Source organism: Geobacillus sp. CX412 (assembly GCF_027942335.1).
In the GTDB taxonomy this organism is placed as follows: Bacteria; Bacillota; Bacilli; order Bacillales; family Anoxybacillaceae; genus Parageobacillus_B; species Parageobacillus_B toebii.
Window position 1 is genome coordinate 156,943 of record NZ_CP103461.1, and the last position, 15,180, is coordinate 172,122.

The window sequence follows — 15,180 nt, forward strand, 5'->3', positions numbered from 1 at the left end:
CAAGAAAATGCAAAGAGCTCTTCAAGCTCTTTGATCAAAAGGGGACTGTGATACCATGATGGAAATGGCTTGGATTGTGCCGCTTTTTCCGCTGTTTTCCTTTTTCTTATTGCTGCTTTTCGGAAAACGAATGAAAGAAGCGAGTGCTTATGTTGGAATACTAGCGACGTTCATTTCTTTCCTTGTTTCTGTCGCCGTGCTGTTTGACCGCATTGGCGGTTCGACTTACAAAGCAGAACAAGTATGGCTTACGATCGGCAGCACGAAATTGACAGCTGGATTTGAGGTGACGGCGCTAAATGCATTAATGCTTGTCGTTGTCTCCCTCGTTAGCTTTCTAGTACATATGTATGCAAAAGGGTATATGCGCGGCGATGAGCGGTTCTCGGTTTTCTATGCGTATTTAGGGCTGTTCACGTTTGCGATGCTCGGTCTTGTCCTTTCTCCGAACTTATTGCAGACGTATATGTTTTGGGAACTGGTTGGTCTTGGTTCGTTTCTATTAATCGGATTTTATTTCTATAAAGAAGAAGCGAAAGCGGCTGCGAAAAAAGCGTTTATTATGACGCGGATCGGCGATGTTGGCTTTTTTATCGGCATGATTCTATTATTCTGGCAAGTGGGCAGTTTTGAGTATGATGACATTTTTAAAGCCGTGCAAGACGGAACGCTGTCGCAGACGATGGTGACCCTAGCGGCGATTCTCATTTTCGTGGGAGCGATCGGAAAATCTGGCCAGTTTCCGCTTCATACGTGGCTTCCAGATGCCATGGAAGGTCCGACGCCAGTTTCGGCGTTGATCCACGCGGCCACGATGGTAGCTGCAGGGGTTTATTTAGTGGCTGCGCTGTTCCCGTTATACGAAGCAAGCGAAACAGCGATGCTGACGGTCGCGGTTGTCGGGGGATTTACGGCGATTTTCGCCGCATCCATCGGCCTTGTGCAGACCGATATTAAGCGCGTGCTTGCCTACTCGACGGTAAGCCAGCTCGGCTACATGATGCTTGCGCTCGGTTCGGGAAGCTATGTAGCGGGAATATTCCATTTGACGACACATGCATTTTTTAAAGCGCTCTTGTTTTTAGCGGCAGGAAGCGTCATTCATGCTGTCGGCACGCAAGACATTGAAAAAATGGGCGGGCTTTGGCGGAAAATGCCGCTTACCGCGCCGCTATTTCTAGTCGGAACGCTGGCCATCAGCGGGGTCCCGCTTTTATCAGGATTCTTTAGCAAAGACGAAATTCTTGCCGCCGCTTGGACGAATGGTCATGTCGTTTTATTCTGGATTGCGGTTTTTGCTTCGTTTTTCACCGCGTTTTATATGTTCCGTCTCTTCTTCCTTGTCTTTAGCGGCGAGGGCGGCATGAAGCGGAGGAAATTCATGAATCGCCAGCGGTTATGACGTTTCCGATGCTCGTCTTGGCCGTGCTTGCCGTCATTTCCGGGTACATTCATACTCCATGGTTCGGGACATTTCTCGGCGATTGGCTGACAGATGGCCATTATGCTCACAAAGAAGCGCCAAGCTGGATTATGGTCGTTGCTGCCATCGTTTCGCTGCTTGGCATTTTCCTTGCGTGGCTGATGTACGGAAAACGTTCGCTTGCGAGAGATTGGCTTAGCTCGCGCGTTCCGTTTGCGTACAACGTGTTATGGAATAAATATTACATCGATGAATGTTATGCGTGGACGGTTGGCTATGCGGCAAACGCCATTAGTCTATTATTCTATTATATTGATCGCTTTATCGTAGAGGGAATGGCCAGTCTCGTTGCAGCGGCAGTAAACACGGTTGGTTCAATCGGATCGCGGCTGCAAAACGGGCAAGTTCAAATGTATGGCGCGGTGACGTTGATCGGCCTTGCGCTTCTCGTCGTCATTCTCGCGTTCACAGGGGGGTATTTATAATGAATGGAACGTATTTTCTCTCCCTTCTCGTTTTCTCCCCGCTTGTTGGCATTCTTTTGCTTGCGTTTGTACCAAAAACGCAAGAGCGGACGATAAAATGGCTCGGTTTTTTATCTACGCTGCCATCGCTGATTTTATCGCTATTTGCCTTTGTACAATATTTGCGGGGTTACCGCCTGGAACATTTGGCAGAAAAACACGATTGGGTTCGCTTCGCGGATTTTCCGTTTTTAACGGAGTCCACGTTCGCCATCCGTTATGAGCTGAGCATCGACGGCTTTTCGCTTGTCATGATCGTGCTTACGTCGCTATTGGCGACGCTTGCCGCCGTCGCCTCCATCCATATCAAAAAAGAGTGGAAAGGCTATTTCATGCTCTTTCTTCTATTAGAAATCGGCATGCTTGGCGTGTTTGCGGCAGGAAATATGATTTTATTCTTTATCTTTTTAGAAATCACACTCGTTCCGATGTTCTTTTTAGTTGGAAAATGGGGCGGTTTTGAACGGGAGCGCGCCGCATACAGCTACTTGCTTTACAACGGGATTGGTTCGGCGATTTTACTGATTGCCATTATCGTTTTATTTGCCCGCACCGGGACGTCCAATGTCGAGCTATTAAAAGAAATGCTTCATAACCCGGCGGTCGAGGCGCAGCTTGTCGCGCCGATTTCAAACGATTTGCGCTTAGGATTGTTTATTGCATTGTTGATCGCATTTGGGATTAAGCTGCCGATCGTTCCGTTTCACCGCTGGGTTTTGCGGGTGCACGTACAAGCGCCGCCGTCGATTGTGATGCTGCACTCCGGCGTGCTATTAAAAATCGGGGCGTACGGTTTGATTCGGTTCGGCATCGGTTTATTCCCAGATCAATTCCGCGATTTCGCTTTTTGGATTGCGATTTTAGGGGTTGTCAACTTATTGTACGGAGCGTTTTTAGCGTTCGTCCAAGACGATTTTAAAATGGTGCTTGCCTATTCGAGTGTTTCCCATATGGGAATTGTGCTCATTGGATTGGGAGCGCTGAATGAAGCAGGGATTCAAGGGGCGATTTTCCAGGCTGTTTCCCATGGATTTATTTCCGCATTGCTGTTCTTGCTCGTCAGCATTTTATACGAACGAACGAGTACGACGACGATCGACCGTTTAGGAGGGCTGGCGAAAGTGATGCCGCTGACGGCGGGATGCTTATTGGCAGGAGCGATGGCGTCGCTCGGATTGCCGGGAATGTCTGGGTTTGTAAGTGAGTTTACCGCATTTTTAGGTTTGTTCAAAACAGAGCCGGTCGTTGCGGCGATCGGTGCGCTCGGCATTATTATGACCGCGGTTTACCTGCTTCGCGCCGTATTGAACATGACGTTTGGCGCCTCCAAGCGCGATGATGTACAAGCGCTTGATATGAGCCTGGCGGAAGCGATTCCGGTGTTCGTATTGCTCGCATTGATTGTGATGATCGGCGTATATCCGCATATTTTAGCGAAACCATTGCAAGCGACGATTGAAATGATGATGAACGGGTTAGGAGTGTGAGAGAAATGAGCATGCATACATTATTGCAATATAAATGGGGGATGATGACACCGGAATTCATCGTTCTTGGAACGGCGCTCATTCTCTCGCTGATGGACCTGTTTATGCCGGATGATAAAGACCGCCGTCCGCTTGCATGGATTGCTTTTGTTGGAGTTGCCATTGCGTTGATCGCGACAATCGGACTTATTCCGGCCAAAGCAGTTTCGATTTTGAACGATACGTTTCGCTTAGACGCGTTTGGCAAAGCCTTTAAGCTTCTTTTATTAGCAGGCGGAGCGCTTTCGCTGTTGCTTGCGTTTGATTATCGCCCAAAAGAAGGGTTAAAAGATCGCGGGGAATTCTACTATTTATTGCTTTGCGCCTTGCTTGGCGCGATGATCATGGCCTCTAGCGGCGATTTAATCACCTTGTTTGTCGGGCTAGAGCTATTATCGATTTCCTCTTATATCTTGGCAGGAATACGAAAAACATCGATGCAGGCAAACGAATCGGCGATGAAATATGTGATTAACGGCGGGATTTCGACAGCGATTACGCTGTTTGGGATGAGCTATATTTTCGGCTTAACAGGCACGACGAACATAAAAGAAATTGCCTTAGAGGTACAGAAGCTAACCGATAGCGGATACCAATACATCTTGGCGATTGCGTTCTTGATGATGCTTGTCGGTTTATCGTTTAAGATTTCATCCGTTCCGTTCCATATGTGGACGCCGGATGTCTATCAAGGAGCGCCGACTCCTGTTACCGCGTTTTTAAGCGTCGTTTCGAAAACGGCCGGGTTTGTCATCGTTTTACGATTGTTTATCACTATCTTTGCCCAAGCGCCGGCGCAAGGAAAAGATCCGTCTTCGCTATTGTTTTCGATGCAAGATTATATCGCCTTTTTAGCCGGGGCAACGATGATCATTGGAAATACGATAGCGTTAAAGCAGCGGAGCATGAAGCGGCTGTTTGCTTATTCGAGCATTGCCCACGCCGGATATATTCTTGTCGGTTTTGCGGCGATGTCATGGGTCATGATCGATTCGATTTGGTTTTATTTGCTTGCGTATTTGTTCATGAATCTTGGCGCATTTGCGATATTGCAACGAATATCTGACGAAGCCGATTCCGATGATCTCAGCCATTTTGCCGGCCTTTATCAGCGAAACCCGCTTTTAGCGGTTGCGATGGGAATTTTCTTGCTGTCGCTTGCGGGAATCCCGGGTACGGCTGGTTTCATCGGAAAATTGAACATTTTCCTCGGGGCGCTCATGACAGAGCCGGGTCATTATGTGCTTGCCGCGGTGATGATCGCTGCAACGGTTATATCGTATGTATACTATTTTGGCATTTTTGTGCAAATCTTTTTCCGCCCTGCCGATGAGACATCATCGGTGAGACTATCGATCGGGCTGGCGATCGTTGTTGTCATTTGCGCGCTTGGCACGTTGCTATTCGGTGTCGTTCCAGGGCTAGCTTATCACTTTCTTGAACAATTCGATCACTTTAGCGATTTCCTTCAATAGCGTTACAATAAAGGGGGTTATTCCATTCCCCCTTCTTCTTTTATCGCCAAACCGCGAAGTAATGGATGGAAAGAAAGGAGTGAAAAACGATGATGCCCATGCTGGGCCAGCAGGCGTTAGTAAGCATTGTTGTCCATCTCGTGTTTATCGCCATTACGTGGTGGACATTACAAGGAGTTCGGCTCGAGATGATCATCAAACCAAACCGTGTATTTCAGGGACGATTGCTTTATATTTTATTGACGATTATGATCGGTTCGACGGTGGCCAACTTTTTTCTTGACTATTTATCATGGTCGAAACAACTCCCGTTTCTATTTGGAGGCGAGTAATGCCATATTACTCGCTTTTTTTAACTGACAGCGCTTTCATTTTTGGTTATTGTCGATTTTTTTTATGTATGTTCACTTCCGATCTGGCAACAATAACAATTAAGGAGAGGAAGTGAAACGGATATGAAAAAAAGACAAGTGCGTCCATTCATTTTTTTATGGACATCATTATTTATCATGATTATTGGAATGTATCAATATTCATCCGGAGAAGCGATGGGGAACGAGTCCCTTCAGCCATTAAAAACGATCGCGCGCGTTTTAGAAGACAATGAAGTAGAAATTGAACAATGGACTGTTTACACAAGAGAGTATGCCCCGCATATTCGAAATGATGCAACTTTTTTTAAAAAGCTAGACGAACTCAAAAGCGAAAACCGCGCCTTTCATTGGCATTTTGAGGCAAACCACCATATGAAAAAAGCAACGGGTATATACAACCGCCCCTTCTTTCAAGAAAAAATTCAACTCGTCATGACCGACACAAAGGACAAGCCCCAAACGTATATCCTCTATGAACTCAAAGGAGTAGATTGGAGCGAAAAAATATGGAAAAAAATTGTCGAAACGATAGAGAAAAAGTCGAGCCAATTATTTGTGAAGCAGCCTACATTTTTCACTTGTATCAAAGGGGATTTCAGTGATAATATGGAAGGTGGTTTGTTCTACAGTGCTTTACATTTTCTAAGAGAATTTCAAGCAACACCAGTTGAATCATTACAAGAAGAGTCATTTGTTTCCCTGTCTGCATATACTGGGCAGTGGGAATACGTTCTTCCAACTAGCAAACATCAGCCAATGAACATTCAACTTGCATTGCGAGAAAGATTGGGCGGGAAGACGGCTGTCGTCATTGGAACCCCAATCATTACGATTGAATATTAATATAGAGAAATTGGACGCGGAGGGGAATACCTTGGAAAAGATCATCGTCCGTGGCGGAAACCGGTTAAGCGGCACCGTAAAAGTAGAAGGAGCGAAAAATGCCGTTTTGCCTGTGATCGCCGCAACATTATTAGCCAGTAATGGGAAAAGTGTTATTCATGATGTGCCTGCTCTTTCCGATGTATATACAATCAGTGAAGTACTGCGTTATTTAGGCGCGGATGTAAAAATAGAGGAAAATACGATCACTGTCGATGCGTCGCAAGAGCTAAAGTTCGAAGCGCCGTTTGAATATGTGCGTAAAATGCGGGCATCGGTGCTTGTGATGGGATCATTGCTTGCCCGAAATGGCCGCGCCCGCGTGGCGCTGCCAGGAGGCTGTGCGATCGGTTCGCGCCCGATTGACCAACATTTAAAAGGCTTTGAAGCGATGGGCGCCCACGTAAAAGTCGGAAACGGATTTATTGATGCCGAAGTAAAAGGAAGATTGCGCGGCGCAAAAATTTATTTAGATTTTCCAAGCGTTGGAGCAACAGAAAATATTATGATGGCCGCGGTATTAGCGGAAGGCACCACCATTATTGAAAACTGCGCCAAAGAACCGGAAATTGTCGATTTGGCAAACTTTTTAAATGCAATGGGAGCGAAAGTGCGCGGAGCTGGAACCGGCACGATTCGCATCGAAGGGGTAGACCAGCTGACTGGCACGACTCATACGGTTATTCCTGATCGCATCGAAGCAGGTACGTTTATGGTTGCTGCGGCAATTACAGGCGGAAACGTCCTTGTACAAGGTGCTGTTCCAGAACATTTAAGTTCCTTGATTGCCAAAATGGAAGAAATGGGTGTCACTATTATCGAAGAAGGAAATGGACTGCGGGTAATAGGTCCAGAAAAATTAAAAGCGGTGGACATTAAAACAATGCCGTATCCAGGTTTTCCAACGGATATGCAGTCACAAATGATGGCATTGCTGCTTAAAGCAGAAGGTACCAGTATGGTTACGGAAACGGTATTTGAAAACCGCTTTATGCATGTGGAAGAATTTCGCCGCATGAATGCCGACATTAAAATTGAAGGACGTTCTGTTATTATTAACGGTCCTTGCAATTTGCAAGGCGCGGAAGTAGCTGCTACCGATTTGCGGGCAGCGGCGGCGTTAATTTTAGCCGGCTTAGCGGCGGAAGGCTATACGCGCGTGACCGAATTAAGACACCTCGACCGCGGATATGTTCGCTTTCATGAGAAACTAGCGGCGCTTGGTGCCGACATCGAGCGTGTCAATGACGAAAGCGAAACGGCGGCAGAGGATGTAAAAGTGAAGGATCTCAACATATAAAAATAAAAACGACCGTCAACTACATATGTAGTGAATGGTCGTTTTTATTTTTTTGGCATTGGAAAAGCTGCCGCCATGCCCGAGCGATTCTTGCTTCATGCGCGCGCAAGAATTTCTGTATACGGCGAAAAATACACGTCCTATCAGATGCAAAGGAGCGAATGAAAAGAAGTTGTCATATATACTTGTCCGAGCCCATAACTATATAACGAACAAAAGCACAAACCAAGTGTCCCTAAGTGCAAATATGCAGCTAGCGCCTAACTGGGAACGGATATACGCTTGTGCTTGGAAAATGAATATTGGGGGCTCGGAGTATATGAAACGTATAAAACCACTTATCGCACTCCTTTCTTTTTTATTTGTCGTCGTATTGCTCATTCCAACAGTGCTAGTAATTCCATTTAACGACGGTGAGGTTGGAAAATTGGCTGAAGAGCTTCGCAAACAGGAGAAAGTGCCAAACGTAAAAGCAACCGAAAACGGACCGGCCGTGGAAGTAGCGGTATACCGCAGTAAAGAAAAGCGGATTGAACGGATTCCGCTTGAACAATATGTCATCGGCGTTGTCGCAGCGGAAATGCCGGCGGAATTTGAAATGGAAGCACTAAAAGCACAAGCGCTTACCGCCAGAACGTACATTGTCAAACAATTATTAAATGATCAACCAATCAGCCTGCCAAAAGGAGCGAATGTGACTGATACGGTCATGCATCAAGTGTACTACAGCAATGACGAATTAAAGCGTCTATGGGGAAGCGATTATGAATGGAAAATAAAAAAGATTACAGAAGCGGTACAAGCAACAAGCGGGCAAATTTTAACATACGACAATAAACCGATTGAAGCGTCGTTTTTTTCAACAAGCAACGGTTTTACCGAAAATTCCGAAGCGTATTGGCAAAACGAATTTCCATACTTAAAAAGCGTTGCTAGCCCGTGGGATAAAAAGTCGCCCAAATTCTATCACCAAAAGGTAATTTCGGTGGCGGAATTTGAACGAAAACTAGGAGTGAAACTACCGGAAAACGGCTCGGTTGGCGTCATTTTATCGCGTACGCCGGGGAAACGTGTCGATGTTGTAGAGATTAACGGGAAAAAACTAAAAGGAAGAGAAGTACGAGAAAAATTAGATTTAACATCCACCGATTTTACATGGGTTCGAAAAGGCGATCAAATCGTCATCACGACAAAAGGATACGGGCATGGTGTCGGCATGAGCCAATACGGCGCCAATTTTATGGCGAAGGAAGGGAAGACATACGATCAAATCGTCAAATATTATTATCGGGGAGTGAAAATTTCTTCTGCGACCGCTTTTTTAAATAAGCTGACGGTGAAAAAATAGAGGCCAAGATGCCTCTATTTTTTTGCATAAAATAACGTATTTTTTCAAAAAATAAATGAAAAAATTGTTTTTTCGTGTATATATTTTCCTCTTTCTGTTCAAAATGGTTGCTGAGGTGATGAACATGAGAGAGGAAGAAAAGAATCCAATTTCTCCAAAGAAACCAAGTTTACAACGTTTGTTCAGAAAGCGTTGGGTGTTTCCAGCTATCTATTTAACATGCGCCGCCCTCATTGTAGCAGGAGCGCTCTGGTTCCAAAACAAACAGGACGAAAAAACTAAAAAAGACGAATACGAATACAGCCAAGCAGGTACTTCGCAACAAAATGAGCCGGCCGTTCCAGTCAACGAAGCGGTAGAAAAATTCGCGATGCCGGTTCTTGATCCAAATTCCGTGGAAATCCAAAAACCGTTCTACGATTACCATGCGTCAAAAGAAGAACAGGAAGCAGCTCTTGTCTTTTATGATAATACGTATCATCCAAACCGCGGAATCGATATCGTGAGAAAGGACGGCAAAGCGTTTGATGTTACTGCTTCGTTAAGCGGTACAGTAACCAAAGCGGAAAAAGACCCGATTTTAGGTCATGTCGTGGAAATCGAGCATGAAAACGGCATCGTCACCGTTTACCAATCGCTTGCCGATGTGAAAGTGAAAGCTGGAGATACGGTAAAACAGGGACAAGTGATCGGAAAAGCAGGACAAAGCCAATTTAACCAGGAAGCCGGCATTCATGCTCACTTTGAAATCCGCAAAGACAATAAGCCGGTCAACCCGATCGATTACATTGACCAACCGTTTACAGCGCTAACGGAACAAAAAGCTGGAAACGAAAACGCGACTGAACAAAACAATGCAACGTCAACCGATGAACAAACAAAAGAAAACGAACAAACAACATCTGATGAACAAAGCCAGTTGAATGAAGAAACGCCGTCAACGGAACAATCAACCGATGAAGAAACAACGACACCGAGCGATGAACAATCTTACAAAACGCCAGACGCCTCGATCGGCATGGCAAGAACGTAAACCATCGCCTGTTTCCTTCCTATTAGATGGAGGGAAGCAGGCGATTTTTTTATAGAACTATAAAAAAAGGAAAAACATTTCGGAAAGCGAATAATAGCGATAGATTCACTGGTATAGGGGGAATGCAATGGACTATTTACACTATCCGTATCCGTCACAGCGGATGACGACGTTTGCGGCAAACGGCATGGTGGCGACATCACAGCCGCTCGCGGCGCAAGCGGGGCTAGAAATACTAAAAAAAGGCGGAAATGCCATCGATGCGGCGATTGCGGCCGCCGCGTGCTTAACGGTGGTGGAGCCAACATCCAACGGCATCGGCAGCGATGCGTTCGCGATCGTTTGGACGAACGGAAAGCTTTATGGATTAAATGCAAGCGGGTACTCGCCGAAGTCGATTTCTATCGAAGCAGTAAAAGAGCGCGGATATAAAGAAATTCCAAAACACGGCTGGATTCCGGTCACCGTCCCAGGCGCGCCGGCGGCGTGGGCCGCGTTATCCGAACGATTCGGGAAGCTGCCGCTTACCGAAGTGTTAAAACCCGCCATTGACTACGCGGAAAACGGCTATCCGGTTTCCCCGACGTTAGGGAAGCACTGGCAGGCCGCATTTCAAACATATCAAAAAATGTTAAAAGACCCGGAGTTTGCAAGCTGGTTTGAAACGTTCGCGCCAAACGGACGCGCTCCAAAAATCGGGGAAATATGGGCGTCCAAACATCATGCCAATACGCTTCGCCTCATTGCGGAAACGAATGCGGAAAGCTTTTACCGCGGCGAATTAGCGGAAAAAATCGCGGCCTATTCCAAACAATATAACGGATTTTTAGACATCGATGATTTAGCGGAATATGAAGTGGAATGGGTCGAGCCGATTTCGGTTCATTACCGTGGTTATGACGTATGGGAAATCCCGCCGAACGGTCAAGGGCTTGTCGCATTAATGGCATTAAACATCATGAAAGGATTCGACGTTCCGGAAGTTCCAACGATCACGACATACCACCAGCAAATCGAGGCGATGAAACTGGCGTTTGCCGACGGACGGGCGTATATCACGGACCGCAAGCATATGGAGCATCGCGTCGAGGAATTGTTGTCTGATTCGTTTGCCGAAACGAGACGGGCGCTTATTGGCGAAGAAGCATTGCTTCCAAAGCCGGGAACGCCTCCAAAAGGAGGGACGGTCTATTTAGCAGCGGCGGACGGCGACGGCAATATGGTGTCGTTCATTCAAAGCAATTATATGGGATTTGGCTCCGGCCTTGTTGTTCCAGGTACAGGCATCGCACTGCAAAACCGCGGGCATAATTTTTCCTTTGATGAACATCATGTAAACCGGCTGGCCCCAAGGAAAAAACCGTACCACACGATCATTCCGGGGTTTTTAACCAAAGGGAACGAGCCGGTCGGACCGTTCGGCGTCATGGGCGCATTTATGCAGCCGCAAGGGCACTTGCAAGTCGTGATGAACATGATTGACTTCCATCTCAATCCGCAAGCGGCGCTCGATGCGCCAAGATGGCAATGGGTCGAAGGAAGAAAGGTGCTCGTCGAACCTCATTTCCCTCGCCATATTGCCGAAGCGCTGGCACGAAAAGGGCATGAAATCCATGTTTCCCTCGATTCCGGGACATTCGGGCGCGGTCAAATCATTTGGCGGAATCCGCGCACAGGAGTGCTCGCTGGCGGTACAGAGCCGCGCACGGATGGAACGATCGCCGCATGGTAAAAGAAATCATCTTAAAAACGAAACCTGCCTTGTTGGAAAGAGGCAGGTTTTCATATGCTTATTCTACCGTAAACATAATCGTCGCTTTTGCGTTTGGCCAATTTTTATCCGCAAGCCACCATTCGAGCTTGTAATTTCCTTTTGGCAAATCGGCAAACGTTTCGGTAAAAACGAGCGCTTCTCCTTGTTTTAACGGACGTTCTTCATAAATTTGCGTAAACATTTTCCCTTCGCTGAACTGTTTCACTTTTTTTCCGTCGCGGTACAAAATGTAATCATATTTTTTTCCGCTCGTAAACGTCACTGTTTGCACGCGATCGGTTTGATTTTTTACCGTAAATGTCACCACGTAATTTCCATCTTTTTTCTCATACGTTAATGAAGGTTTGAGCGTCCCATTGCTCATCCCTCGCTCTACTTGCGATTTTGCTTGCGAAGCCTCATCTTTTGCCTTTGGCCGTTCTCCTCCATTGTTGGAAAAAAGCATACTGATTGCCGCCACCCCCACAGCGATGCCCGCTAGTCCGATCATCCGTCCTTTTCCCATAAAGCTCACTCCTTTCTATATATAGTCGTCCCCATTTTTCATCTTGTTACAAGAAACGAAAAAAATTATGAAAAAATCCTTGTCCTCCTTGATATTTCTGGCATATATGCCCGATTTGTCTAATAAACTGTTACAAATTGAACAACAACGAGAGTGTTTGAGGTGGGGATCGTTCATAACAGCACGGATACAAGCTCTAGATGTTTCTAAAATGCACAAGCAGAAGTGGTTTTCATCATCCACGAGGCGAGTCTCATTTCACACTCCTCACATCCAACTTAGGGAGGGCGAGTGGTGTGCACGATTACATCAAAGAGCGTACTATCAAGATTGGAAAGTACATCGTGGAGACGAGGAAAACCGTTCGCGTGATCGCGAAAGAATTCGGGGTTTCCAAAAGTACGGTTCACAAAGATTTAACAGAGCGGCTCCCTGAAATTAACCCGGAGCTGGCACAGGAAGTCAAACAAATTCTCGATTACCATAAATCGATTCGCCATTTGCGCGGGGGGGAAGCGACAAAGAAAAAATAAAAAAACAAGCCGTGAAAATAACTAGGAAGTTTTCCACCTTGCGTCATACCTTCGTAACAAAAATAGTATGATTCTCCTATAAAATATGGTAAAATAACCAATTAGGAGTGATTCGAGGGTAAAGGCAAGGAGGATCATATATGTTCTCGAGGGATATTGGGATTGACCTTGGCACGGCGAACGTACTCATTTTTGTCAAGGGAAAAGGAATCGTGTTAAATGAGCCGTCCGTTGTCGCGATTGATAAAAATACAAACAAGGTGCTGGCTGTCGGCGAAGAAGCGAGACGAATGGTAGGGCGTACTCCTGGGAATATCGTTGCCATTCGGCCGCTAAAAGATGGAGTAATCGCCGATTTCGACATCACGGAAGCGATGTTGAAATACTTCTTAAACAAGCTCAACGTCAAAGGCTTTTTCGCCAAACCGCGCATTTTAATTTGTTGCCCGTCGAATACGACATCGGTGGAACGGAAAGCGATCAAAGAGGCAGCGGAAAAAAGCGGCGGCAAAAAAATTTACTTAGAAGAAGAGCCAAAAGTAGCGGCCATTGGCGCGGGAATGGATATTTTCCAGCCATGTGGGAATATGGTAGTCGATATTGGCGGTGGCACAACCGATGTGGCAGTCCTCTCAATGGGAGACATTGTCACCGCCTCCTCCATTAAAATGGCTGGGGACAAGTTTGACATGGAAATTTTGCATTACATCAAGCGGGAATATAAGCTGTTAATTGGGGAGCGAACCGCAGAAGAAATTAAAATCAAAGTCGCAACTGTATTCCCAGGCGCACGTGATGAGGAAATTGACGTCCGGGGCCGCGATCTTGTCACAGGCTTGCCGCGCACGATCACGATCCGCTCTGGGGAAATTGAAAAAGCGCTTCGTGAATCGGTCGCGATGATTGTACAAGCTGCCAAAAGCGTATTAGAGCGCACCCCACCAGAATTGTCAGCCGATATTATTGACCGCGGCATTATTTTAACGGGCGGTGGCGCGCTGTTGCACGGCATTGACCAGTTGCTTGCCGAGGAACTAAAAGTACCTGTGCTTATCGCGGAAAATCCGATGGATTGCGTTGCGCTCGGAACGGGGCTCATGCTTGAAAACATCGACCGCGCGCCAAAGCAAAGTTTTGCGTAATTTTTTGATGAACAAAGCGAATAGATGCCGTTAGGAATTGGTACCTATTCGCTTTTTTCGCCTCACGAGAACATCCGCCGGAAGCCCACTGCTTTAGCTGTGGAAGGAAGGCGGGGGTTATATTTTCAGTATATATTGAATTTTTCGTTCAATATAAGTACACTGGATTTAGAAAGGTAGGTGAATCAAGAATGCTCTGCACTCTCAAGATTAAATTAATGCCAACTCTTGAACAGTTTCATGCGCTGCTGGAAACAATGAAACGGTTTAACCAAGCATGCAACTATATTAGCGAGATTGCTTTTCGCTCCAGAACCTTTTCCAAAACGAAAATCCAGCGGCTTTGCTACTATGACGTCAGGGAAAAATTTGGCCTCTCTGCCCAAATGACCGTTCGTGCCATCGGCAAAGTGTCGGAAAGCTATCGTTTGGATAAAAAAACCTTGCATAACTTTAAAGAAACCGGTGCCATCGTGTATGATGAAAGAATCCTGTCCTTTAAAGGGTTAGAGTATGCTTCCATCCTTACCTTGCAAGGAAGAATGGAAATCCCTATGGTCATTAGCCGCTACCATCAAGGTTTGCTGTGCGGCAACCGTGTTCGGGGTCAAGCCGATTTAGTCCTTCAAAACGGTATTTTTTATTTACTGCTCGTGGTGGATGTTCCCGAAGGCCAGCCCAATTCCGAAAACGGATTTATCGGTGTGGACCTTGGCATCATTAATATCGCCGTCGATAGCACCGGTGAGGTATTTTCCGGCTCGAAGGTCAACGGGCTGCGCCGCCGCCATGCGAAACTTCGCGCCAAACTCCAAAAGAAAGGCACCAAGTCAGCGAAACGCCTGCTTAAAAAGCGTTCCAAGAAGGAAAAACTATTTGCCCGTGATGTGAACCACTGCATTAGCAAGAAGATTGTTGAAAAGGCAAAGGCACTCGGATGCGGCATTGCCCTTGAAGATTTAAAGGGCATCCGCCAACGCACCGAGAAAACGGTTAAAAAGCAACAGCGTCGTCAACACTCTTCTTGGTCTTTTTATCAGTTGAGAAAGTTTATTGAGTATAAAGCGGCGATCGCTGGCGTGCCGGTGGTATTGGTTCATCCAAAAAATACTTCCCGCACCTGTCCGGTTTGCGGACATGTGGCCAAAGAAAACAGACCGTCAAGGGATCAGTTTTGTTGTCGAGCTTGTGGGTACGCTGCCCCTGCCGACAACGTGGCTGCGGAAAACATCCGCAGGGCTGCTGTCAACCAGCCGAACGCGGCAGCCAATTAGGCTAGTTGCAAGCCCACGGCTTTAGCCGTTGGGTAGTTGACTGTCTTATAATGGTAATATATGACCA

General features: G+C 46.4%; 12 protein-coding genes and 1 pseudogene. 12 read left to right on the forward strand and 1 reads right to left on the reverse strand.

Annotated elements, in window-relative coordinates; translation table 11 throughout:
* The first annotated feature begins 55 nt into the window (after positions 1-55).
* The 9 genes and pseudogenes from nuoL to NXM86_RS00820 all read left to right on the forward strand — a co-directional run bounded on the left by nuoL (position 56) and on the right by NXM86_RS00820 (position 11,617).
* Positions 56-1,908: pseudogene (gene nuoL / locus NXM86_RS00780) on the forward strand (NADH-quinone oxidoreductase subunit L).
* On the forward strand, positions 1,908-3,434 hold the full coding sequence (locus tag NXM86_RS00785; RefSeq protein WP_498958428.1) for an NADH-quinone oxidoreductase subunit M: 1,527 nt from the start codon (positions 1,908-1,910) through the stop codon (positions 3,432-3,434). Before nuoL ends, NXM86_RS00785 begins: the two are co-directional and overlap by 1 nt.
* 5 nt (positions 3,435-3,439) lie before the next feature.
* Positions 3,440-4,948, forward strand: coding sequence for an NADH-quinone oxidoreductase subunit NuoN (gene nuoN / locus NXM86_RS00790; RefSeq protein ID WP_498958429.1), 1,509 nt, complete (start codon positions 3,440-3,442; stop codon positions 4,946-4,948).
* Between the two features lie 89 nt (positions 4,949-5,037).
* Positions 5,038-5,280, forward strand: a complete 243-nt coding sequence (locus NXM86_RS00795; protein ID WP_015865297.1) for a DUF1146 family protein — start codon at positions 5,038-5,040, stop codon at positions 5,278-5,280.
* A gap of 123 nt (positions 5,281-5,403) precedes the next feature.
* On the forward strand, positions 5,404-6,165 hold the full coding sequence (locus NXM86_RS00800; RefSeq protein WP_498958430.1) for a YwmB family TATA-box binding protein: 762 nt from the start codon (positions 5,404-5,406) through the stop codon (positions 6,163-6,165).
* A gap of 31 nt (positions 6,166-6,196) precedes the next feature.
* A complete protein-coding gene (gene murA, locus NXM86_RS00805) occupies positions 6,197-7,504 on the forward strand; it encodes a UDP-N-acetylglucosamine 1-carboxyvinyltransferase (RefSeq protein ID WP_015865295.1) in 1,308 nt (435 codons plus the stop codon).
* Between the two features lie 319 nt (positions 7,505-7,823).
* The gene (gene spoIID, locus NXM86_RS00810; protein WP_097354011.1) at positions 7,824-8,852 is read left to right on the forward strand and encodes a stage II sporulation protein D; all 1,029 of its coding nucleotides are present in this window, start codon (positions 7,824-7,826) and stop codon (positions 8,850-8,852) included.
* Between the two features lie 124 nt (positions 8,853-8,976).
* A complete protein-coding gene (gene spoIIQ, locus NXM86_RS00815) occupies positions 8,977-9,885 on the forward strand; it encodes a stage II sporulation protein SpoIIQ (RefSeq protein ID WP_062754396.1) in 909 nt (302 codons plus the stop codon).
* A 127-nt stretch (positions 9,886-10,012) separates the two neighbouring features.
* Positions 10,013-11,617, forward strand: coding sequence for a gamma-glutamyltransferase family protein (locus tag NXM86_RS00820; protein WP_498958431.1), 1,605 nt, complete (start codon positions 10,013-10,015; stop codon positions 11,615-11,617).
* Between the two features lie 58 nt (positions 11,618-11,675).
* On the opposite strand, the gene NXM86_RS00825 is transcribed toward NXM86_RS00820, so the two are convergent.
* Complete coding sequence (locus NXM86_RS00825; RefSeq protein ID WP_081188438.1) at positions 11,676-12,164, reverse strand: BsuPI-related putative proteinase inhibitor; 489 nt, start codon at positions 12,162-12,164, stop codon at positions 11,676-11,678.
* Between the two features lie 296 nt (positions 12,165-12,460).
* Between NXM86_RS00825 and spoIIID the strand changes: the two genes are divergently transcribed.
* From spoIIID to NXM86_RS00840, 3 genes are all read left to right on the forward strand, one after another.
* Positions 12,461-12,697 carry a sporulation transcriptional regulator SpoIIID gene (spoIIID, locus tag NXM86_RS00830; RefSeq protein WP_498958432.1) on the forward strand — a complete coding sequence of 79 codons (237 nt, stop codon included), beginning with the start codon at positions 12,461-12,463 and terminating at the stop codon, positions 12,695-12,697.
* A 140-nt stretch (positions 12,698-12,837) separates the two neighbouring features.
* Positions 12,838-13,839 (forward strand): rod shape-determining protein, encoded by a 1,002-nt coding sequence (locus NXM86_RS00835; protein ID WP_171699358.1) that lies wholly within the window; start codon positions 12,838-12,840, stop codon positions 13,837-13,839.
* 191 nt (positions 13,840-14,030) lie between these two features.
* Entirely contained in the window at positions 14,031-15,113 is a 1,083-nt protein-coding gene (locus NXM86_RS00840) for an RNA-guided endonuclease InsQ/TnpB family protein (protein ID WP_015863580.1), read from the forward strand.
* The last annotated feature ends 67 nt before the right edge of the window (positions 15,114-15,180 follow it).